Below are 19,516 nucleotides of genomic sequence, written 5' to 3'. Positions count from 1 at the left end.
GGCCCCAACGCCACACATCAGTCGCGGTGGAACTGCCACCACACCGACCGTATGACACGTTTCGTGCCCACCCGAACCGCTCAACCGCCCCACCAGCCCCGAAACCCCCCGTGACCTACCCCAACCCACCCCCCGACGACCTCATCACAAGATCCCCACTTGCTCAGTTTCTTTCCCCCGACTCTTGCCGCCCCCGCCCCACCCCACCGCGTACCGCCACCACCCAACACGCACCGTCACCCCCACTACCCAACGGCTCACCCCAGACTCCCCACCCGGCTGAACCCCCACTCCCCCTCTTGACTTCGCCCCCACCCACCCCCAAGCCGGACCCAGCCCACCCGGGGCACCGGGGCCCATTCCGGACGCTATCGCGAACCGCGAGCTGTCAAGAGCGGACCGCACCGCCCTGTGGACAACCCCACCACATGTGGACAACCAACCTCGCGACACGGGCGACGGCGCGCGGCACCCAGGTCACAGCGGCACTCCGACCACCGAGATCAACTAGTGGCTCGCCCCAGAGGGTTGGCCGGGTACCGGCCTGTCCACGGCGTCCCGACAAGGCACCGGCTCGTACCGGACTGGTCGTTTCGGCAACGCGGCCAGAGACGTCGTGGGCTGGTCAAGACCCGGCCAACCCTCTGGGTCGAGCCACTAGGGCCAGCCGATAGACGAAGGCACCTAAATCCGCAAGGAGCACCGAAACAGCGCGGACCACCGGATTCGCGAGGCGCACGCGGATTCACAAGCACACCGAAATCGACCAGGGCGCCCCAGACCGACACGGACCTCCACACTCGCGACACGCACACGCACCCACGGGAAACACCGAGCTCGACGCGATCCACCCAGACCGACGGGACTACCCAGATCCGCAAAAAGCACGTAGATCCGCGAAAAGCGCCCGGACTCGCAAGACGCACGCGAAAGCCACCCAGATCCGCGACACCGGATCAGCCGCTACACCAGCCCCACCGAGAGCACTACCTACCGACGCCCGGCCGGTCGCTTGGTCGGGGCGGGGCGCACCAACTTCTGCGTCCGTTCCGCCCCCGCGGGCGAGGCGGCGGGCTCCGAGGATTCCGTCGGCCGTCCCAGTGGCGCCGCCGGTGCGCGTTCCGGTTCGACGTCCGCCGGTTCCCAGTGCTCGCGCGGCGGCCCCGGCACCGTCTTGATCGTCTGGGTCGGTGACTCGTCGGCGGGTGCGCCGTCGACGGTTTTCGGGGTGGTGCGTTCTTCCGGCAGCGGGTCGAGCACCGGTGCCGCGTCCGCCAGTTGGACGTGCGCGTCGGCGATCAGGTCTCGGGCGGAGACGAGTTGGTCGGCGATGCGGGCGCGGAGGCCGCGGAGGGCGGCGACGCGCTGGGCGGCGTGGGTGATGCGGCGGTTGGCTTCCTCGGTGGCCTCGCGCACCCGGCGGTGGGCTTCGGAGGTGGCTTCCTGCAGGCGGGCGGTCGCTTCCGTGGTGGCGTCGTGGCGGCGGCGGTTGGCTTCCTCGGTCGCTTCGCGGACGCGGCGTTCGGCTTCGGACTTGCTGGTGGCTTCCTGCTCGGCGAGGCCGCGCATGGCCTCGGTGCGGCGGGCGGCCATGGCGATGTCGAAGTCTTCCTCGACGGTGGTGCGGCGCTGTTCGGACTCGGCTTCGAGGCGGGCGGCCTCGGCGCGGGCCGTGCCGACGGTCTGTTCGGCGTCGGCGCGCGCCTGCTCCACAACACCGCGGTGCTCGGCTTCCATGGCGGCGCGGCGGGCGTCGAGTTCGGCGATCGACTGCTCGTAGCGCTGACGCAGGGCGGTCCCGTCGGCCTCGGCTTTGGCGCGGATGCCCGCGGCGTCGGCCTCGGCGCGGCCCCTGGTTTCCTGGGCTTCCTCGGTGGCCAGCCGCAGCATCCGCTGCAGGCGCTCGCTCAACCCTTCCAAGGTGGTGGGCGGCTGGGACAGGCGTTCGATCTGGCCGCGCATGTCGCTGAGTTCGCCGCGCGCCGACTCCAACTGCTTGGCGAGGTCGGTGGCCTGCGACACGGCGGCGTTGCGGTCGGCGTGCAGCAGTTGCAACTCGGCGTCGAGCCGTTCGAGGTGCTCCTCCACCTGCGCGCGGCTGTAGCCCCGCTTGGTGATGTCGAAACCGGCACCGAGCGGTACGAGATCGCGTTCCTCACCCAAGCCCATGGGCCCACGCTACCTGCAGTCCGTTGACCACTCGCGGGTAGATCGGTGAGTGGTCGTCGACCTCCCGCCTCACACGCCGCGGAACCGGTTGATGGCGGCGAGGTGCCGGTCCCGCTTGGTCTGGTCGAGCACACCGAGCCCTTCCTCGGGGGCCAGGCAGAGCACGCCGACCTTGCCCTGGTGGGCGTTGCGGTGCACGTCCAACGCGGCCTGCCCGGTCTCGGCGAGCGGGTAGCTGCGGGACAGGGTGGGGTGCACCAAACCCTTGTCGATCAACCGGTTCGCCTCCCAGGACTCGCGGTAGTTCGCGAAGTGCGAGCCGATGATCCGCTTCAGGTTCATCCACAGGTAGCGGTTGTCGTACTGGTGGTTGAACCCGGACGTCGACGCGCAGGTGACGATGGTGCCACCGCGCCTGGCCACGTAGACCGACGCGCCGAAGGTCTCCCGGCCGGGGTGCTCGAACACGATGTCGGGGTCGTCGCCGCCGGTCAGTTCGCGGATCTTGGCGCCGAACCGCTGCCACTCCGCCGGGTCCTGCTCATGTTCGTCCTTCCAGAACCGGTAACCCTCGGCGCTGCGGTCGATGACGAGTTCGGCGCCCATCGACCGGACGATGTCGGCTTTTTCCTTGCTGGACACCACACACACCGGGATCGCGCCGCCGTTGAGCGCGAACTGCGTCGCGTACGAACCGAGTCCGCCGGACGCGCCCCAGATCAGCACGACGTCGCCCTGCTTCATGTCGGCCCCGTTGCGCGACACCAACTGCCGGTAGGCGGTGGAGTTGACCAACCCGGGTGAGGCGGCCTCCTCCCAGGTCAGGTGCGCGGGTTTGGGCATCAACTGGTTCGACTTCACCAGCGCCAGTTCCGCCAGGCCACCGAAGTTGGTCTCGAATCCCCAGATCCGCTGCTCGGAGTCGAGCATCGTGTCGCCGTGCCCGTCCGGTCCTTCCAGTTCCACGCTGAGGCAGTGCGCGACGACCTGGTCGCCCGGTTTCCAGTTGTGCACACCGGGACCGGTCCGCAGCACGACACCGGCGAGGTCCGAGCCGACCACGTGGTAGGGCAGGTCGTGCCGCTTCGCAGGCGGCGACGTCTTCCCGTACCGCCGCAGGAACGTGAAGGTCGACACGGGCTCGAAGATCGACGTCCACACGGTGTTGTAGTTGATCGCGCTCGCCATCACCGCGACCAGCGCCTCCCCCGGACCGAGTTCCGGGGTGGCGACCTCGTCGAGGTGCAGCGACCGGCGCGGGTCCTTGTCCCGCGTTGGGAGGCCGTCGAACATCCCGACCTCGTCGGCGTGCACGGTGACGCCCCGGTAGTGCTCTGGCACGGGGAGCGAGCCGACCGCGTCGAACTCACCGGCCATGATCGCGTCGAGGACCTTCCGCACGGCGGACCTCCAGGTGTCGTCGGAGGGGCGGCAACTGCCCAGGTCCCGGCACGTTACTCATGAGTAGCGATTCAGAGGGCGCCGATGTGACCGAGATCCCGCGTCCCTGGACCCGGTCGGTCGTTGTCCAGTTGAATCTACTGACGAGTAGCACACGGGAGGACCCCATGACCGCCTACCAGACCGTGGTCGTCGGCACGGACGGCTCGGACTCGTCGTTCCTGGCCGTCGAGCGGGCGGCCGCGATCGCCGCGGACAGCGGGGCGACGCTGGTCATCGCCTCGGCCTACCACCCGCGCGAGGGCCGGGAGGTGGCGCGGCTGCAGGACGAACTCGGGTCCGACGTGGCCTACCAGGTCGTCGGGTCGACCCCGGCCGAGGAGTCGGTGCGGGCGGCGGCCGAGCGGGCGCGGCCCGCCGGGGCCACGAAGATCGACACCGTGGTGGTGGCCGGGGACCCGGTCGCGGCGCTGGCCGAGGTGGTCAAGCAGCGGCGGGCGGACCTGCTGGTGGTCGGCAACCGCGGCCTGAACACGCTGACCGGGCGACTGCTCGGGTCGGTGCCCGCCGAGGCCGCCCGCAAGTCCGGGGTCGACGTGCTCATCGTGCACACCACCTGACGCGGCAGACCCGGTTCAGCTCATCGACCGGCCAGCCACGGCAGCACGGCCTCGACGAACGCCTCCGGCGCCTCGACCGGTGGCAGGTGGCCGACTCCCGGCAGCACGGTCAACGTCCCGCCGGTCAGGTCGGCGAGTTCCCGGCCGAGCGCGACCGGCATCAGGCCGTCCAGTTCGCCGTGCACCACCAATGTGTCCACTGTGGACGAATGGAGCAGCGCCCTGGAGTCCGGTCGGGCCGCCATCGCGCGCTGGGTCCAGGCGACCGAAGCGGGCGGCTGATCCTCCACCCAGGACCGGACCTGGCCGTGCACCGCCGTCGTCCCCAGCACACCCAGCAGCGGTTCGGCCAGCCACGGGACCGTGCCCTCGGTCTCGGCGCGGGTGGCGGCGGCCACCCGGCCCGCGGCGGCTTCCGCGGTGTCGGCGACGGCCTTGGTGTCGACGAACAGCAGGCCGGACACGCGTTCCGGCGCGTGCCGCAGCAGGGCCATCGCCACGTAGCCGCCCATCGAGCAGCCACCGACGACGGCGCGGTCGACGGCCAACGAGTCGAGCAGGGCGATGGCGTCGGCGGCCACCACGTCGAGCGACGGGGCGGCCGAACCGAGCGGGGACCGACCGAACCCGCGCTGGTCGGGGGTGATCAGGCGGACGTGCTCGGACAGGGGCGCGCGCACCCCGTCCCACATCCGCGCGTCGAGGGGGAAGGCGTGGAAGAGAACCAGCGGCTGCACGGACCTAGTGTGTCCGGACCTGCCCGGCCGCGACGCGGCGCACCGCCTCCTCGCCGGTCAACTCGGCGCGGGCACCGGGGTTGGCCAGGTAGTAGCGCAGGGTGTGCAGGACCAGCAGTTGGTCGACGTCCATCGTGGTCATCTGCACCGCGCACGCCAGGTCCGGCCCGAACTTGACCGCCAGCCTGCGCATCCCCTCGGTGGCATGGCTCAGATCGCGCGCCGCCAGACCCAGGTAACTGCGGCTCGGCGAGGACTGACCCGCCCGCAACGCCAACGGCCGCACCTCGGTGATCGTCGCCCAGGGCAACCGGACCGCGGGCCGGACCCAGTTGAGGACGATGTGCTCCTGGGTCAGCACGATGCCGACCGCGCGCTGCTTGCGGGTCAGCGCGAACACCCCGGCCGCCGCCAACATCACCCCGAGCACCCCCAGGATGCCGCCGCCGATCCCGACCAGCAGCGTCCCACCCGCGATCAGCAGCCCACCCAGCGTCCCGAACACCAACCCCACCACCAGCAGGATCACTCCGGCCGCCACCGTCTTCGTCCGCGACGGCAGCAGCAGACCGGGCACCCCGTCCGCCTCAACGGTCGCGGGCGCGCCCGCCGGGTTGGCGGTACCCGCGGCGTTCCGCCACGGCTGCGGACAGGGCAGGGCGTTGACTCGGGGCTCCATGATGACCATGGAATCGCACCGCCCACCCCCACCGCCAGCCGTATGGCCGCATTCCCCTCGCCACTCTCGGAAGAACGCCTCAGCTCAACGCCAGCCGCCGTTGCGGCCGTTCACGTCTACCGACGCGGTCAGTGGGGTGTCGCCTTCGGAGACGCCCGCGTCTTCGAAGGTCGACATCTCGGCCAGCAGTCGGGCGGCCATGGTGACCAGGGGGAGGGCGGCGACCGCGCCGGTGCCCTCGCCGAGGCGCAGGTCCAGGTCGAGCACCGGCTTGAGGTCCAGGTGGTCGAGCACCAGCGCGTGCGCGGGCTCGACCGACTTGTGCCCGGCGATCCACCATTCCGACGCGCCGGGCGCCAACTCCTCGGCGACCAGGGCGGCGGCGCCGGTGACCAGGCCGTCCAGGATCACCGGGGTCTTGCGGACGGCGGCCTGGGCGAGGAAGGCCGCCATCGCGGCGATGTCGGCGCCGCCGACGGTGCGCAGCAGGGCGACCGGGTTGGCGCTGACCTTGCGCGCGCGGCGCAGGCCGTCGCGGACCGCGACCGCCTTGCGCATCCAGGTCTCGTCGTTGATGCCGGTGCCGCGGCCGACAACGGCGACCGGCTCGGTGCCGGTCAGCGCGGCGATGATGATCGACGCGGGGGTGGTGTTGGCGATGCCCATGTCGCCCGCGATGAGCAGGTCGGCGCCGCCGTCGACCTCCTCGTCGGCGATGGCGCGGCCCGCGGTGACGGCGTCGTAGACCTGGCCGTCGGTGAGGCCGTCCTCGCGGTCGATCGAGCCGGACGACCGGCGGATCTTGTGCGCGGTGACCTGCTCGGGGAACTCCACCCCGGTGTCGACCCCCAGGTCGAGGACGCGGACGGTGGCGCCCGCGGTGGCGGCCATCACGTTGATCGCGGCGCCGCCGGTGAGGAAGTTGGCGACCATCTGGCCGGTGACCTCGGCCGGGAACGCGGACACGCCGTTGGCGGCGACGCCGTGGTCACCCGCGAAGACGATGACCCTGGGCCGGGCGAACGGGCGGGGCGGGCACTGGCCCTGGCAGGCCGCCACCCACACGCCCAGTTCCTCCAGCCTGCCCAGCGACCCGGCGGGCTTGGTGAGCGTCAAGTGGCGGGCCACAGCCGCCCGGTGCGTCGGCGCGTCCGGGGTGGGGATGTGGGGGAACTCGGTGCTCACCGCAAGCCTCCTCGGGTCAGGTCGTGCACCGCTGAGCCTGCCAGAGCGGCCCCGGCCGATCACCCCTGGGCTACCGTGGTCCGGTGAGCTTCCGCTGGCGCTACGAGGACGAATCGGGTGCTCCGGTCACCGGCCCCGACTTGGTGTTCGCCGACCAGGACGCCGCCGAGGCGTGGTTCGGCGACGCGTGGCCCGCGCTGCTGGACGCCGGTGTCGATCAGGTGGTGCTGCTCGACAGCGACGACGAAGGCGGCGAGGGCGGCGAGGTTTATGGGCCGATGAGCCTGCGGCCGTAACGCGCCCTCAACGCCGGTTCGCCTACCCTGGTGATCCGTGCCCCGCCGGAACAACCGCCACAGCCAGGGCCTCGAGCCGCGCCCGCTCGACGGTGGGCTGGCCAACCAGCGGCTGGAGTCCGCCGCGGACGGTGACTGGCAGGTCCGGCACATCCCCGGCGCGCAGGCGACCAAGGTGTACCGCTGCCCGGGGTGCGACCACGAGATCCAGCCGGGCACGCCGCACGTGGTGGCGTGGCCCGCCCAGGACTACGGCTCGGTCGAGGAACGCAGGCACTGGCACAAGAACTGCTGGGCGAGACGCAGGCCGCGCTGACCCGGATCGGCCAGGAGTGGGGCACCGCTCCCCCGGGCATACCCGGGGGAGCGGTGGTCGGTCAGGACTTCAGCGTGGTCAGCCAGTTCCGACCGCCCGCCGACCCGCCGCGCTGGATCTGGGTGAGGGTCTCGCGCAGCCGCGTGGTGACCGGCCCGGTGGCGCCGCCGCTGATCGAGAAGTCGCCGTCGGCGTGCTTGACGTGGCCGACGGGGGTGATCACAGCGGCGGTACCGCAGGCGAACACCTCGGTCAGCTCACCGGACTCGGCCTTCTTCTCCCACTCCTCGGTGGAGATCCGGCGTTCCTCCACTCCGTACCCGAGGTCGGCGGCGAGACCGAGCAGCGAGTCGCGGGTGATGCCGGGCAGCAGGGCGCCGGAGAGCTCCGGGGTGACCACGCGGGCGTCGGATCCCGAGCCGAGGACGAAGAACAGGTTCATCCCGCCCATCTCCTCCACCCACCGGCGCTCCACCGCGTCCAGCCACACCACCTGGTCGCAGCCCTTCGCCGCGGCCTGCGCCTGCGCGACCAGCGACGCGGCGTAGTTGCCCGCGAACTTGGCCGCGCCGGTGCCGCCGGGGGCCGCGCGCACGTACTCGGTGGACAGCCACACCGTCACCGGCTTGACGCCGCCGGAGAAGTACGCGCCCGCCGGGGACGCGATCAGCGCGTACAGGTAGTCGTTGGCCGGGCGCACCCCCAGCGCGGCCTCGGTGGAGATCATGAAGGGCCGCAGGTAGAGGGATTCCTCGGCCTGCTCGGGCACCCACCGCTCGTCCACGGCGACCAGCTCGCGCAGCGACGCGAGGAACAGGTCCTCGGGCAGCCGCGGCATCGCCAGCCGGTCCGCGGACTGGTTGAACCGGGCCGCGTTCGCCTCCGGCCGGAACGACGCGATCGCGCCGTCCGGCTGCCGGTACGCCTTCAACCCCTCGAAGATGGCCTGCCCGTAGTGCAGCACCATCGCGGCCGGGTCCAGCGTGATCGGCCGGTACGGCTCGACCCTGGCGTCGTGCCAGCCCTGGTCGCGGGTGTAGCGGATGGTCACCATGTGGTCGGTGAAGAACTGCCCGAAGCCCGGCCTGGCGAGTACCTCCGCGACCCGCTCCGGGGTCGCCGGGTCGGGGTTCGGGGTCCGCGTGAACGGCAGCGCAGTCGTCATACCTGGACACAGTATCCGCCGATCGGCGTGCGGAAAATCGGAATCCCGACGCTCGGACGCCCAACTACCGGCGGTCACCCACCGGCGCCCTGCCGCAGCCGCCGGACCCGGACGGTGCACAGGCCCGCGCCCACCGCCATCACCACGACGGCGATCACCAGCGAGCCGGTGGAGATGTTGGCGCCGACGACCACGCTCAGGACCAGGCCGCAGCAGCCGGTGGGCAGCCAGGTGGAGCGTTGGGCTCGGGTCAGGGTGCGGGCGGCCGAGTTGAGGAAGGCGGTGGCGCCCAACAGGAGGGTGGCGGCGACGGTCACGGCGGTGGCCGGGTCGGTCATCAGCGTGACCGCGGCGGCGGCGATGGCGGTGATGAGGTGACGGTGGGTGGCGGCCGCGGCGGGGAGTTCACCCGCCTCCGCGAAATCGGTGATGCCATCGGCGGCTGCGGACAGGAACGTGCGGACACCCACCAGCGCGGCGACGACCAGGCCGACGGTGAGGAACAGGTCGACCGATCCCCCGTCGGCGGCAAACAGCAGGTCACGTAGCGGGGTGGGGGACAACGCCAGCCGTGGGCCGCCGAGTTGGCGGAGGGCGGTGAAGTCGACGAACGCGTAGCCGACGGCGATCGCGCCGACGGTGATCAGCCCGAGCCGGGCGCGGGGCGCGGCGGGCCCGCCGACGAGGAAGCCGACCGAGAAAACCCCGGCCGCGGTGAGGATCCCGGTCGGGTCGTCCGCTCCGGGGGTGCCCGCGGCGGCGGTGGCCGTCTCGACCGGCGCGATCGACAGACCGACCACCACGAACGCGGCCACTGTGATGATCGTCACAGCTACGACTACCCAGCGCGACGGACCGGAGAGCTCCACCCCGCCAACGCCGACGGCGCCGACCGCGACCAGGGCGCCCACCGCGGCGATCTTGGGTTCGGCGGGCCACAGGTAGCGCCCCGCGGCGCCCGCCACCGCGGCGGCGGCGACCACCCGGCCGCCGATGTCCAGCACGCCTGCCAACCGTCCGGGCAGGACACCCAGTCGGGTTCGGACGTGCGCGGAAACCCCGGTGAGACAAGAATGTGCGACAAGATCGGCCAGCGACAGCGCGGTCAGCAGGGCCACCAGCCCGGCGAGCGCCAGCCCGGCCAGCGACCACCAACCGGCGGCCGCGGCGGCGGGTCCGCAGGTCACCAGCGCGCCCGCGCCGAACGCGGCGGCCGTGGCGGCGGGCACGGCGGCCCAGCGGGCCACCGGGACCTGTCCCATCGCTGTCACGGGCGCAACCGTGCCAGATGGCTATCGGTTTCTCCATCCGACCACCGGTTGAAAGCCGCCACCAACTCGTTAGCATGCGTCATTACCCGGCCGCAGGCCCCCCACCGGCCCGGGTCCGCGCCCGTCCCACGAGGACACCGACGGCCCCGGGCCACCCGCGAGCGAACACCCGAGGAGCACACACGTGACCGCCCCCAAGCTGGCCCTGGCCACCACGCCCGCAGCCGACGTGGCCGCCGACGCGATCGTCGTCGGCACCGTGCAGACCGACGCCGGGGTCGCGCTCGCGGCCGGGGCGGAGTCGGTGGACGAGGCGTTCGACGGGTCGCTCGTCGAGGTCCTGGCCGCGCTGGGCGCGACCGGCAAGGCGGACGAGGTCGTCAAGGTGCCGACGCTGGGCAAGCTCAAGGCCCGCGTGGTGGTGGCCGCGGGGCTCGGTGGCTTGGACGACGACGGCGAGGTCCTCCCCGAACAGGTGCGCCGCGCCTCCGGGGTCGCCGCCCGCGCGCTCGCCGCCTCGGCCAAGCACGTGCTCAGCACACTGTCCACTGTGGACCTGCAGGCCGCCGTCGAGGGCACCGTGCTCGGCGCGTACACCTTCACCGAGTACAAGTCCGACGCCGCCGCGCCGGAACTGGCCAAGGTGGACCTCGCCCCGCCCGCCGAGGGCGGCACCAAGGAGCACAAGGCGACGCTGAAGGCCGCCACCGCGATCGCCGAGGCCGTCGCGATCACCCGCGACCTGGTCAACACCCCGCCGAACGACCTCTACCCGGCCACCTTCGCCGAGCGGGCCGCCGCGCTGGCCAAGGAAGCGGGCCTCGAGGTGGAGATCCTCGACGAGAAGGCGCTGCGCAAGGGCGGCTACGGCGGCATCCTCGGTGTCGGCGGCGGTTCCGCCCGCGCGCCGCGGCTGGTCCGGATCAGCTACAAGGGCGCCAAGGCGCGCAAGAAGGTCGCCCTGGTCGGCAAGGGCATCACCTTCGACACCGGCGGCATCTCGATCAAGCCCGCGCCGAACATGGAGATGATGAGCTCGGACATGGGCGGCGCCGCCGCCGTGGTCGCGTCCGTGGTGCTGGCCGCGAAGCTCAAGTACCCGCTGCAGGTGACCGCCACCGTCCCGATGGCCGAGAACATGCCCTCCGGCGACGCGTACCGCCCCGGCGACGTCCTCACCATGTACGGCGGCAAGACCGTCGAGGTCCTCAACACCGACGCCGAGGGCCGCCTGATCCTCGCCGACGCCATCGTCCGCGCGGCCGAGGACGCCCCCGACTACCTGATCGAGACCTCCACCCTCACCGGCGCCCAGCCGATCGCCCTCGGCAACCGCACCGCCGGGATCATGGGCTCCGACGAGTTCCGCGACCGCGTCGCCGCCGTCGCCCGCGCCACCGGCGAAGGCGGCTGGGCCATGCCCCTCCCCGACGAACTCCGCGGCGACCTCGACTCCCGCCTCGCCGACCTCGCCAACGTCACCGGCCACCGCTGGGGCGGCATGCTCGTCGCGGGCATCTTCCTCCGCGAGTTCGTCCCCGCAGACCTGCCCTGGGCCCACATCGACATCGCAGGCCCCTCCTACAACACCGGCGCCCCCTGGGGCTACACCGGCAAGGGCGGCACCGGCGTCCCAGTCCGCACCATCGCCGCCGTCCTGGCCGACATCGCCGCGAACGGCTGACGGACAACAGGTTCACGGCAGGGGGCGGGTTCACTCGAACCCGCCCCCTGCCCCCGTTCACGCAAGCCCGACCGCGCCATCCACCCCAAGCCCATCGCGCACCCACTCACCACCCGCCCACCGTCACCAACCGCCCAACACCCCCCGCCCCAACCACCCGAGTCCCCCCGGTCACGGCGCCCCGGGTGCCTGATCCACCCGATCCAGCGATTGACAACCGCCGCCCCCCACCACAAGATCCAGCCCGGCCCCCACCCTCCCGGGGGGCGACCCCGGTGCCAGTCTACCGGCTGAGCGGGCCGTGCAACCGCAGCCCGATCTGCCTGTGGACAACTCGGTGAGTTGTGGACAAGTCAGCGTGGCGTGGACAGGTCGGCGAGTGGCGGACAGGCAGGCGAGCAGTCGACACGCCGGTGAACGACGGACAAGCCAACCAACAGTCGACAAGCCGGCAAGCAACGGACACGTCACCGAGCGGTGCACAAGCCAACCAGCGGCGCACAGGCCGGCAAGCTGCGAACAGTCGACAAGCGGCCGCCAGACCGGCAAGCGGCGCACAGTCGACGAGCGGCCGCCAGACCGGCAAGCGGCGCACAGGCCGGCAAGCTGCGAACAGTCGACGAGCGGCCGCCAGACCGGCTAGTGGCGGACAGGCCGGCGAACGACGAGCAGGTCGGCGCGCGGTCCACAAGCAGGCACGCAGCCGACACGTCGACCAGCGGTCCACAAGCAGGCCAACGGCGCACAGGCCGGCAAACGACGGACAAGCCCACAAGCGGCACACAGGCCAACAACCCGTGAACAAGCCAGCGAACGAGCCGACCCGATCAGGCAGTCGGTCCGGGTCAGCCCCGTCCCTGTCGTTTCTGCCGGGCCATGTAGTCGCGCATGCGCTTCGGGTAGCCGACTCGGCTGACCTCGTACACGGGGATGCCGCGCTTGCGGCCGAAGGCGACGGCGGCGTCGAGGTCGGCGATGCGGCGGCGGGTCCACTCGCCGTCGTGGGCGACGAGGACCACAGTCGTGTCCGTCACGTTGGTCTTCGGCTCGACGTAGGCCTCGACGCCGGTGCGGGTGGCTGCCCACTCGTCCAGGTGAGTGGTGTCCTGCCTGGTCGCCCCGCGTGTGACGCCGGGCCTGCGCTTCCTGCGCAGCGAGTCGAACAAGCCCACGTGGGTACCTCCGCTGTGTGGGTCGCCACCGACCCCGGACCACTATTCTCCCCGACCACGATTGGGGTACCGGTTGGTAACCCGAATGGGGGTCGAGGACACCCCGGCCACCTCGCAGGCGTGCCTCGCGTAGTGACAAGATGTCTTTGTGGTGGCGGGTGCTCCCCGGCCACCAGCACATGTCGCTGTCGCTCGTCGAGGAGATCCCGTGACTGACACCTCCGCTGACCTCGTGATCCTGGGTGGCGGGTCCGGGGGCTACGCCTGCGCGTTCCGCGCCGCCGAACTGGGCCTCAAGGTCATCCTGGTGGAGAAGGACAAGGTCGGTGGCACCTGCCTGCACCGCGGCTGCATCCCGACCAAGGCGCTGCTGCACGCGGCCGAGGTCGCGGACAACGCCCGCGAGGGCGACCAGTTCGGGGTGAAGTCCTCGCTGGAGGGCATCGACATCCAGGGCGTCAACTCCTACAAGGACGGCGTGGTCGGCGGCCTGTACAAGGGTTTGCAGGGCCTGTTCAAGGCGAACAAGGTCACCGTGGTGGAGGGCACCGGCAGCTTCGTCGGCCCGAACTCGGTCGAGGTCAACGGCACCCGCTACACCGGCCAGAACGTGGTGCTGGCCACCGGTTCGTACGCGCGCACGCTGCCCGGTCTGGAGATCGGCGGCCGGGTGATCACCAGTGACCAGGCGCTGAACCTGGACTTCGTGCCGGAGCGGGTCGTGGTGCTCGGCGGCGGCGTGATCGGCGTGGAGTTCGCCAGCGTGTGGCGCTCCTTCGGCGCCGAGGTCACCATCGTGGAGGCGCTGCCCCGGCTGGTGCCCGCCGAGGACGAGTGGGCGTCGAAGCAGTTGGAGCGGGCGTTCCGCAAGCGCGGGATCAAGTTCAAGACCGGGGTCCGGTTCACCGGCGCCACCCAGGACGACAACTCGGTCACCGTCTCGCTGGAGTCCGGCGAGAGCGTCGAGGCCGACCTGCTGCTCGTCGCGGTCGGTCGCGGCCCGAACAGCGCGGGCCACGGCTACGAGGAAGCAGGCCTGACCATGGACCGCGGCTTCGTGCTGACCGACGAGCGCCTGCGCACCAACCTCCCCGGCGTGTACGCGGTCGGCGACCTGGTGCCCGGCCTGCAGCTCGCGCACCGCGGCTTCCAGCAGGGCATCTTCATCGCCGAGGAGATCGCCGGGCTCAACCCCAAGGTCATCGACGAGGCGGGCATCCCCCGGGTCACCTACTGCAAGCCCGAGGTCGCCTCCGTCGGCCTCACCGAGGCGCAGGCCAAGGAGAAGTACGGCTCCGCCGAGACGCTGGTGTACGCGCTGTCGGGCAACGGCAAGAGCCAGATCCTCAAGACCAGCGGCGGCGTGAAGCTGGTGAAGGCGCCGGACGGGCCGGTTGTCGGCATCACCCTGGTCGGCGAGCGGGTCGGCGAGCTCATCGGCGAGGCGCAGCTCATCTACAGCTGGGAGGCGTTCCCCGAGGACGTCGCACCGCTCGTGCACGCCCACCCCACCCAGAACGAGTCCCTCGGCGAGGCGTTCCTCGCCCTCGCGGGCAAACCCCTGCACGTGCACGGCTGACCGACGACGGCTCAGCCCCCACCGCCAGTCAGCCAGAGCAGAGCACGAGGAGTCTGAACAACCATGGCGTTCTCCGTTGAGATGCCCGCCCTCGGTGAGAGCGTCACCGAGGGCACCGTCACCCGCTGGCTCAAGCAGGAGGGCGACACCGTCGAGGTCGACGAGCCGTTGCTGGAGGTGTCCACCGACAAGGTCGACACGGAGATCCCGTCGCCCGCCGCCGGTGTGCTGCAGAAGATCGTGGCGGGCGAGGACGAGACGGTCGCCGTCGGCGCTCAACTGGCCATCATCGGCGACGGCTCGGCCGACGCCGCGCCCGAGCAGCAGGCCGCCCCGGAGCCCGAGGCCGAGCCGGAGCCCGCCGCTCCGGAGGAACCCGCGCCCGGCCCGCAGCCCGCCGCCGACGCGCCGACCGGTGGCAGCGGCAAGGGCACCGAGGTGACCATGCCCGCGTTGGGCGAGAGCGTCACCGAGGGCACCGTCACCCGCTGGCTCAAGCAGGTCGGCGACACCGTCGAGGTCGACGAGCCGTTGCTGGAGGTGTCCACCGACAAGGTCGACACCGAGATCCCGTCGCCGGTGGCGGGCACCCTGCTGGAGATCAGCGCCGGTGAGGACGCCACCGTCGAGGTCGGCGGCAAGCTCGCGGTGATCGGCGCGGCGGGCAGCGCCCCCGCGCCCGCGCCGCAGCAGGCCCCGGAGCCGCCCAAGCAGGAGGCGCCCAAGGCGGAAGCCCCCCCGGCCGAGGCGCCGAAGCAGGAGGCCCCGAAGCAGGAAGCGCCGAAGACCGAGGCGCCGAAGCAGGCGCAGCCCGCGGCCGCCCAGCCCGTTCCGACGCCTTCGGCGTCGGCGGCCACCAACGGCGGTGCCCCGTACGTCACCCCGCTGGTGCGCAAGCTGGCCACCGAGCACGGCATCGACCTGGGCGCCCTGACCGGCACCGGCGTCGGCGGCCGCATCCGCAAGCAGGACGTGCTGGCCGCGGCCGAGGCGAAGAAGGCGCCGCAGCAGCCCGCCGCCCAGTCGCGGACGACCAGCACCAGCGCCCCGGTCGCCAGGGCCGCCGAGGTCGCGGCGGACACCTCGCTGCGCGGCACCACGCAGAAGCTGACCCGGCTGCGGCAGACCGTGTCCCGCCGGATGGTGGAGTCGCTGCAGACCGCCGCCCAGTTGACCCAGGTGGTCGAGGTCGACGTGACCCGCATCGCCAAGCTGCGCGCCCGGTCGAAGTCGGCGTTCGAGCAGCGCGAGGGCGTCAAGCTGACGTTCCTGCCGTTCTTCGCCAAGGCCGCGGTGGAGGCGCTCAAGCAGCACCCGAAGCTCAACGCCTCGATCAACGACGAGACCAACGAGGTCACCTACCACGGCGCCGAGCACCTGGGCATCGCGGTGGACACCGAGCGCGGCCTGCTCACCCCGGCCATCCGGGACGCGGGCGACCTGAGCATCAGCGGCCTGGCACACAAGATCAACGACCTGGCCGACCGGACCAGGGCGAACAAGGTCACCCCGGACGAGCTGTTCGGCGCCACCTTCAACCTGACCAACCTGGGCAGCCAGGGCGCGCTGTTCGACACCCCGATCATCCAGTTGCCGCAGGTGGCGATCCTGGGGGTCGGTCTGGTCGTCAAGCGCCCGGTCGTGGTGACCGACACCAACGGCGACGACACGATCGCCATCCGGTCCATGGTGTACCTGGCGCTGACCTACGACCACCGCCTGATCGACGGCGCGGACGCGGGCCGGTTCCTCTCCGCGGTGAAGAACCGCCTGCAGGAAGGCGCCTTCGAGGCCGACCTGGGTCTGTAAGCACTCCTCCCGAGAAGGCCGTTCCCGTTGCGGGGGCGGCCTTCTCGGCGTTCTGGGCCACCCCGGAGGTGCGGGCACCCGGCTTGTTCGGGACGATCAGAGCATGCGCGTACTCGTCGCCGGGTCGTCCGGTCTCATCGGAACCGCGCTCGTGGCCCGGCTGCGGGCCGAGGGCGACGAGGTGGTGCGGCTGGTGCGGCGGTCCCCCACCGCACCGGACGAGCGGCACTGGGACCCGCCAGCCGGGACGATCGACGGTATCGACGCAGGCGCGCTCGCCGGGGTGGACGCCGTGGTCAACCTGTGTGGCGCCGGGATCGCGGACCGGCGGTGGAGCCACGCGCGCAAGCAGGTGCTGCTCGACTCGCGGATCGAGCCGACCGAGGTGCTGGCCGCCGCGGTCGCCGAACACGGGATTCCGGTGCTGGTCAACGGTTCCGCCGTCGGCTACTACGGCACGACCGCCGCCCCGGTCGACGAGTTCGGGCCGCGCGGCGAGGGGTTCCTCGCCGAGATGTGCGCACGCTGGGAGGCGGCGACCACGGCGGCGGGCGACGCCCGGGTCGCGCTGGCGAGGTCGGCCCAGGTGCTGGCCCCGCGCGGCGGCCTGCTCGGTCCACTTCGGCCGTTGTTCGCGCTGGGGCTGGGCGGGAAGTTGGGTGACGGCAAGCAGCACATGCCGTGGATCCACCTGGACGACGAGGTCGCCGCGCTGGTTTTCCTGCTGCGCAACGACATCTCCGGCCCGGTGAACCTGGTCGGGCCGACACCCGCCACCAACGCCGAGTTCACCAGGGCGTTCGCGGGCGCCAAGTCGCGTCCCGCGCTGTTCGCCGTACCGAGGTTCGCGCTGCGGACGGCGACCGGCGACCTGGCCGACGAGATCCTGCGCAACCAGCAGGTCGTGCCGAAGGTGTTGCTGGACAACGGTTTCCGCTTCACCTACCAGACAGTGGCAGACGCGCTGACCGCCACCGAGGCGCGGTGATGCTGTTCGCGGCACTCGGGGTGCTGCTGATCGGGCTGTTCCTGCTGCTGGGCGGGCTGGTGTCGGCGTCCCCGCCGGGGATCGACCGGGCGGTGGCCGACACGCTCGGTGCCGACTGGCGGGGCACCGCCGGGGACATCGCGCACGTGGGCAGCATGGTGCTGGGGCCGGTGCTGCCGGTCGTCGTGTCGGTGGCCCTCCTGGTCGCGGCGCTGGTGAACCGGGCGCGGGCCAGGGTGGTCGGGCTGCTGCTGCGGTGCGTCGCGCTGATCTGGGTGTGCCGGACGGTGTCGCTGGTGAAGCCGCTGTTCGACCGGGCGCGGCCACGGGAGTACCCGGAGTTCAGCTACCCGAGCGGACACGTCGTGTCGGTGTCCTCGGTGGCGGTCGCGGCGATCGTGCTGTGCGCGTGGCTGGCGCCCCGGTGGCTGCGGCTCGTGGTGGTCGGGTCGTCGGTCGCGGTGGCGGTGACGGCGCTGTTCCGGGTGCTGCTGGACGTGCACTGGTTCACCGATGTCCTGGGTGGCGCGCTCGGCGTGGCCGGCGTGGGCCTGTTGGCGGCGAGCGCCCTTCGGTTGCTGCCCGCGCGTAGTCTCGGGGGGTGAGCACCCCCTCCTGCCGCGCCAACACCGACCCGGTCGCGGTGCGCGAAGTCGGCACCCTCGACTACCACGTGGCCTGGGACATGCAGCGCGACCTGCTCGACGCCGTCGCCGACGGCGCGACCGGCGACACCATGCTGCTGCTGGAGCACCCGTCGGTCTACACCGCGGGCAAGCGCACCGAGCCGGGCGAACGCCCCACCGACGGCACCGACGTCGTCGACACCGACCGCGGCGGCAAGATCACCTGGCACGGCCCCGGCCAGCTCGTCGGCTACCCGATCGTCAAGCTCGCCGATCCGGTCGACGTGGTGAACTACGTCCGCCGCCTGGAAGAGGGCCTGATCGCCGTCTGCGCCCACCTCGGTCTGCGCACCGGCCGGGTCGAGGGCCGCAGCGGCGTCTGGCTGCCCGCCGACGACACCCGCCCGGAACGCAAGATCGGCGCCATCGGCATCCGCGTCCAACGCGGCGTCACCATGCACGGCTTCCAGATCAACTGCGACGCCGACCTCACCCACTTCGCCAGCATCGTCCCCTGCGGCATCCGCGACGCGGGCGTCACGTCCCTGTCGGAGGAGCTCGGCCGCCCGGTCACCGTCGCCGAGGTCCGCGACCTGGCCGCCGTCGCCATCCCCCAGGCCCTGGACGGCGTCCTGCCGGTCACCGACCACTGGATCCCCCGCGCCGACCCGGTCAGCCCCGGCGTCACCTTCGCCCTGTCCACCCCGCGCTGACCACCCCGTAGGTGATCTGCGGGGTACCGGGAAACCCCACGGCCGCGGCGCCTGACGTGGTGGTCGAGATCCACAGCGCGGACGTCTCACAGACCGTGCCCAGCACGTCGACCGGGGCATGGGGCATCCGCACTGTCCTAGTGGAACCGTCCGGCAGGGTGACGGTCGCGGTGGCTTTGACGATCGCACCCCACCGAACCTTCCACGGCTCCACAACCGCCGCACAACGCGTCCACTCCGCACGGCGAACAAGGCGAGGCAAGCTCAACATCCCGCGACGGGCGCTCACGGCCACAAGCAGCAGGATGGCGGTCGCAGTACCCAGCGCCCCACCAAGCGCCCCGGGCAACGGCCCATCGAGATAGCCCGCCACCACCTGTACAGCCACCACCACGACAACCATCGCGAGCAGCGGCATCAACCAGTACAACCGCACAGCCGCACTGGTCGGGTCGACAGCAGCCACCGCCCGCGCAGTCACAGGTTCCACCACGCGGCCGGGAAAGAACCGATGCGACCCCGGCACCCGCACCACCGCCCACCGCCCCACCGGCCCAACAACCCACACCCGATCAACAATCACCGCGCGGTGACTAACCGGAACCCCCACCGCCAGAGTCACCACCGTGTCGTCCTCAGTGACCTCGGTGACCTCGGTGACCTCAATGTGGGCATTCCACCGATTCGCCCGCACCACCCGCGCCCGCACCACCCGCCACGCCTCAGCACGCAGCAACGCAAGAACCGGACCACTCCACCGCATAAACCCCCGCGGCCGCCAAGCCACCACAAAGATCGCCCCAAAACAGACAAAGGCCCCCACTATTCGCCACGGGGCCAGCCAGTCCACCACCAGCAACACGTCGTCAACGGTCACGAACACAACAAGAACAAGCGCCACCCCGTTAGCCCGCCGCGCCCGCGCCAAACTCCCCACCAGGACGTTCGTAGTCGGATCCGCCACCGCGATCTGACCCAACACAGGCACCGCCACCGGCGGCTCAGCAGTCGATTCCACAGCCCGAATCATTCGCCTGACCACCGCACCCCCACCAGCTTTTCCCCGCCACCCGGACGAAGATCACCTACGAACCACCGGAACCCCC

The 19,516-nt window shown here is 71.7% G+C and carries 18 protein-coding genes; 9 read left to right on the top strand and 9 right to left on the bottom strand.

Features of this window, described 5'->3' with window-relative positions; all coding sequences use genetic code 11:
• Window positions 1–990: 990 nt before the first annotated feature.
• A complete protein-coding gene (locus H504_RS0124115; protein ID WP_026424872.1) occupies window positions 991–2,169 on the bottom strand; it encodes a coiled-coil domain-containing protein in 1,179 nt (392 codons plus the stop codon).
• Between the two features lie 69 nt (window positions 2,170–2,238).
• On the bottom strand, window positions 2,239–3,546 hold the full coding sequence (gene ccrA, locus H504_RS0124110; RefSeq protein WP_035305806.1) for a crotonyl-CoA carboxylase/reductase: 1,308 nt from the start codon (window positions 3,544–3,546) through the stop codon (window positions 2,239–2,241).
• A gap of 191 nt (window positions 3,547–3,737) precedes the next feature.
• On the opposite strand from ccrA, the gene H504_RS0124105 reads away from it, so the two are divergent.
• Entirely contained in the window at window positions 3,738–4,190 is a 453-nt protein-coding gene (locus H504_RS0124105; RefSeq protein ID WP_026424870.1) for a universal stress protein, read from the top strand.
• 20 nt (window positions 4,191–4,210) lie between these two features.
• Here the strand turns inward: H504_RS0124105 and H504_RS0124100 are convergent, their stop codons facing one another.
• The 3 genes from H504_RS0124100 to cobT all read right to left on the bottom strand — a co-directional run bounded on the left by H504_RS0124100 (window position 4,211) and on the right by cobT (window position 6,791).
• On the bottom strand, window positions 4,211–4,927 hold the full coding sequence (locus H504_RS0124100) for an alpha/beta fold hydrolase (protein WP_026424869.1): 717 nt from the start codon (window positions 4,925–4,927) through the stop codon (window positions 4,211–4,213).
• 4 nt (window positions 4,928–4,931) lie between these two features.
• Complete coding sequence (locus H504_RS0124095) at window positions 4,932–5,606, bottom strand: hypothetical protein (protein ID WP_157440601.1); 675 nt, start codon at window positions 5,604–5,606, stop codon at window positions 4,932–4,934.
• An 84-nt stretch (window positions 5,607–5,690) separates the two neighbouring features.
• On the bottom strand, window positions 5,691–6,791 hold the full coding sequence (gene cobT / locus H504_RS36735) for a nicotinate-nucleotide--dimethylbenzimidazole phosphoribosyltransferase (RefSeq protein WP_035305798.1): 1,101 nt from the start codon (window positions 6,789–6,791) through the stop codon (window positions 5,691–5,693).
• Window positions 6,792–6,874: 83 nt separating this feature from the next.
• Between cobT and H504_RS0124085 the strand changes: the two genes are divergently transcribed.
• Together H504_RS0124085 and H504_RS0124080 are read left to right on the top strand one after the other, a co-directional pair.
• Window positions 6,875–7,087, top strand: a complete 213-nt coding sequence (locus tag H504_RS0124085; RefSeq protein WP_026424867.1) for a hypothetical protein — start codon at window positions 6,875–6,877, stop codon at window positions 7,085–7,087.
• Window positions 7,088–7,124: 37 nt separating this feature from the next.
• A complete protein-coding gene (locus H504_RS0124080; RefSeq protein ID WP_026424866.1) occupies window positions 7,125–7,403 on the top strand; it encodes a hypothetical protein in 279 nt (92 codons plus the stop codon).
• 61 nt (window positions 7,404–7,464) lie between these two features.
• Here the strand turns inward: H504_RS0124080 and H504_RS36730 are convergent, their stop codons facing one another.
• Together H504_RS36730 and H504_RS0124070 are read right to left on the bottom strand one after the other, a co-directional pair.
• Entirely contained in the window at window positions 7,465–8,568 is a 1,104-nt protein-coding gene (locus H504_RS36730) for a branched-chain amino acid aminotransferase (protein WP_035305794.1), read from the bottom strand.
• A gap of 74 nt (window positions 8,569–8,642) precedes the next feature.
• A complete protein-coding gene (locus H504_RS0124070; protein ID WP_026424865.1) occupies window positions 8,643–9,839 on the bottom strand; it encodes a hypothetical protein in 1,197 nt (398 codons plus the stop codon).
• Window positions 9,840–10,023: 184 nt separating this feature from the next.
• On the opposite strand from H504_RS0124070, the gene H504_RS0124065 reads away from it, so the two are divergent.
• Window positions 10,024–11,523, top strand: coding sequence for a leucyl aminopeptidase (locus tag H504_RS0124065; RefSeq protein WP_026424864.1), 1,500 nt, complete (start codon window positions 10,024–10,026; stop codon window positions 11,521–11,523).
• Between the two features lie 845 nt (window positions 11,524–12,368).
• On the opposite strand, the gene H504_RS0124060 is transcribed toward H504_RS0124065, so the two are convergent.
• Complete coding sequence (locus H504_RS0124060) at window positions 12,369–12,695, bottom strand: hypothetical protein (RefSeq protein WP_026424863.1); 327 nt, start codon at window positions 12,693–12,695, stop codon at window positions 12,369–12,371.
• A gap of 208 nt (window positions 12,696–12,903) precedes the next feature.
• Between H504_RS0124060 and lpdA the strand changes: the two genes are divergently transcribed.
• From lpdA to lipB, 5 genes are all read left to right on the top strand, one after another.
• A complete protein-coding gene (gene lpdA, locus H504_RS0124055) occupies window positions 12,904–14,274 on the top strand; it encodes a dihydrolipoyl dehydrogenase (protein ID WP_026424862.1) in 1,371 nt (456 codons plus the stop codon).
• A gap of 63 nt (window positions 14,275–14,337) precedes the next feature.
• Entirely contained in the window at window positions 14,338–16,083 is a 1,746-nt protein-coding gene (gene sucB, locus H504_RS0124050; RefSeq protein ID WP_026424861.1) for a 2-oxoglutarate dehydrogenase, E2 component, dihydrolipoamide succinyltransferase, read from the top strand.
• A gap of 103 nt (window positions 16,084–16,186) precedes the next feature.
• Window positions 16,187–17,071 (top strand): TIGR01777 family oxidoreductase, encoded by an 885-nt coding sequence (locus H504_RS0124045; RefSeq protein ID WP_026424860.1) that lies wholly within the window; start codon window positions 16,187–16,189, stop codon window positions 17,069–17,071.
• On the top strand, window positions 17,071–17,676 hold the full coding sequence (locus tag H504_RS0124040; RefSeq protein WP_035305802.1) for a phosphatase PAP2 family protein: 606 nt from the start codon (window positions 17,071–17,073) through the stop codon (window positions 17,674–17,676). Before H504_RS0124045 ends, H504_RS0124040 begins: the two co-directional genes overlap by 1 nt.
• Window positions 17,673–18,410 carry a lipoyl(octanoyl) transferase LipB gene (gene lipB, locus H504_RS0124035; protein ID WP_026424858.1) on the top strand — a complete coding sequence of 246 codons (738 nt, stop codon included), beginning with the start codon at window positions 17,673–17,675 and terminating at the stop codon, window positions 18,408–18,410. The genes H504_RS0124040 and lipB overlap by 4 nt, the downstream gene beginning before the upstream one ends.
• On the opposite strand, the gene H504_RS41585 is transcribed toward lipB, so the two are convergent.
• Window positions 18,382–18,891, bottom strand: a complete 510-nt coding sequence (locus tag H504_RS41585) for a hypothetical protein (protein ID WP_157440600.1) — start codon at window positions 18,889–18,891, stop codon at window positions 18,382–18,384. The two genes, lipB and H504_RS41585, sit on opposite strands and share 29 nt — an antisense overlap.
• Window positions 18,892–19,516: the final 625 nt, after the last annotated feature.

The sequence above is a fragment of the Actinokineospora inagensis DSM 44258 genome (genome assembly GCF_000482865.1).
GTDB lineage: Bacteria > Actinomycetota > Actinomycetes > Mycobacteriales > Pseudonocardiaceae > Actinokineospora > Actinokineospora inagensis.
Note: the sequence above shows the minus strand (reverse complement) of the source record. Positions and strands in the feature narration are given on the sequence as shown.

What these genes read in the sequence shown, in the direction of transcription:
- H504_RS0124095 (WP_157440601.1), bottom strand. Translation starts at nt 5,606, where the DNA reads ATGGAGCCCCGAGTCAACGCCCTGCCCTGTCCGCAGCCGTGGCGGAAC.
- H504_RS36730 (WP_035305794.1), bottom strand. Translation starts at nt 8,568, where the DNA reads ATGACGACTGCGCTGCCGTTCACGCGGACCCCGAACCCCGACCCGGCG.
- ccrA (WP_035305806.1), bottom strand. Translation starts at nt 3,546, where the DNA reads ATGGCCGGTGAGTTCGACGCGGTCGGCTCGCTCCCCGTGCCAGAGCAC.
- H504_RS0124045 (WP_026424860.1), top strand. Translation starts at nt 16,187, where the DNA reads ATGCGCGTACTCGTCGCCGGGTCGTCCGGTCTCATCGGAACCGCGCTC.
- H504_RS0124115 (WP_026424872.1), bottom strand. Translation starts at nt 2,169, where the DNA reads ATGGGCTTGGGTGAGGAACGCGATCTCGTACCGCTCGGTGCCGGTTTC.
- sucB (WP_026424861.1), top strand. Translation starts at nt 14,338, where the DNA reads ATGGCGTTCTCCGTTGAGATGCCCGCCCTCGGTGAGAGCGTCACCGAG.
- H504_RS0124105 (WP_026424870.1), top strand. Translation starts at nt 3,738, where the DNA reads ATGACCGCCTACCAGACCGTGGTCGTCGGCACGGACGGCTCGGACTCG.
- H504_RS0124040 (WP_035305802.1), top strand. Translation starts at nt 17,071, where the DNA reads ATGCTGTTCGCGGCACTCGGGGTGCTGCTGATCGGGCTGTTCCTGCTG.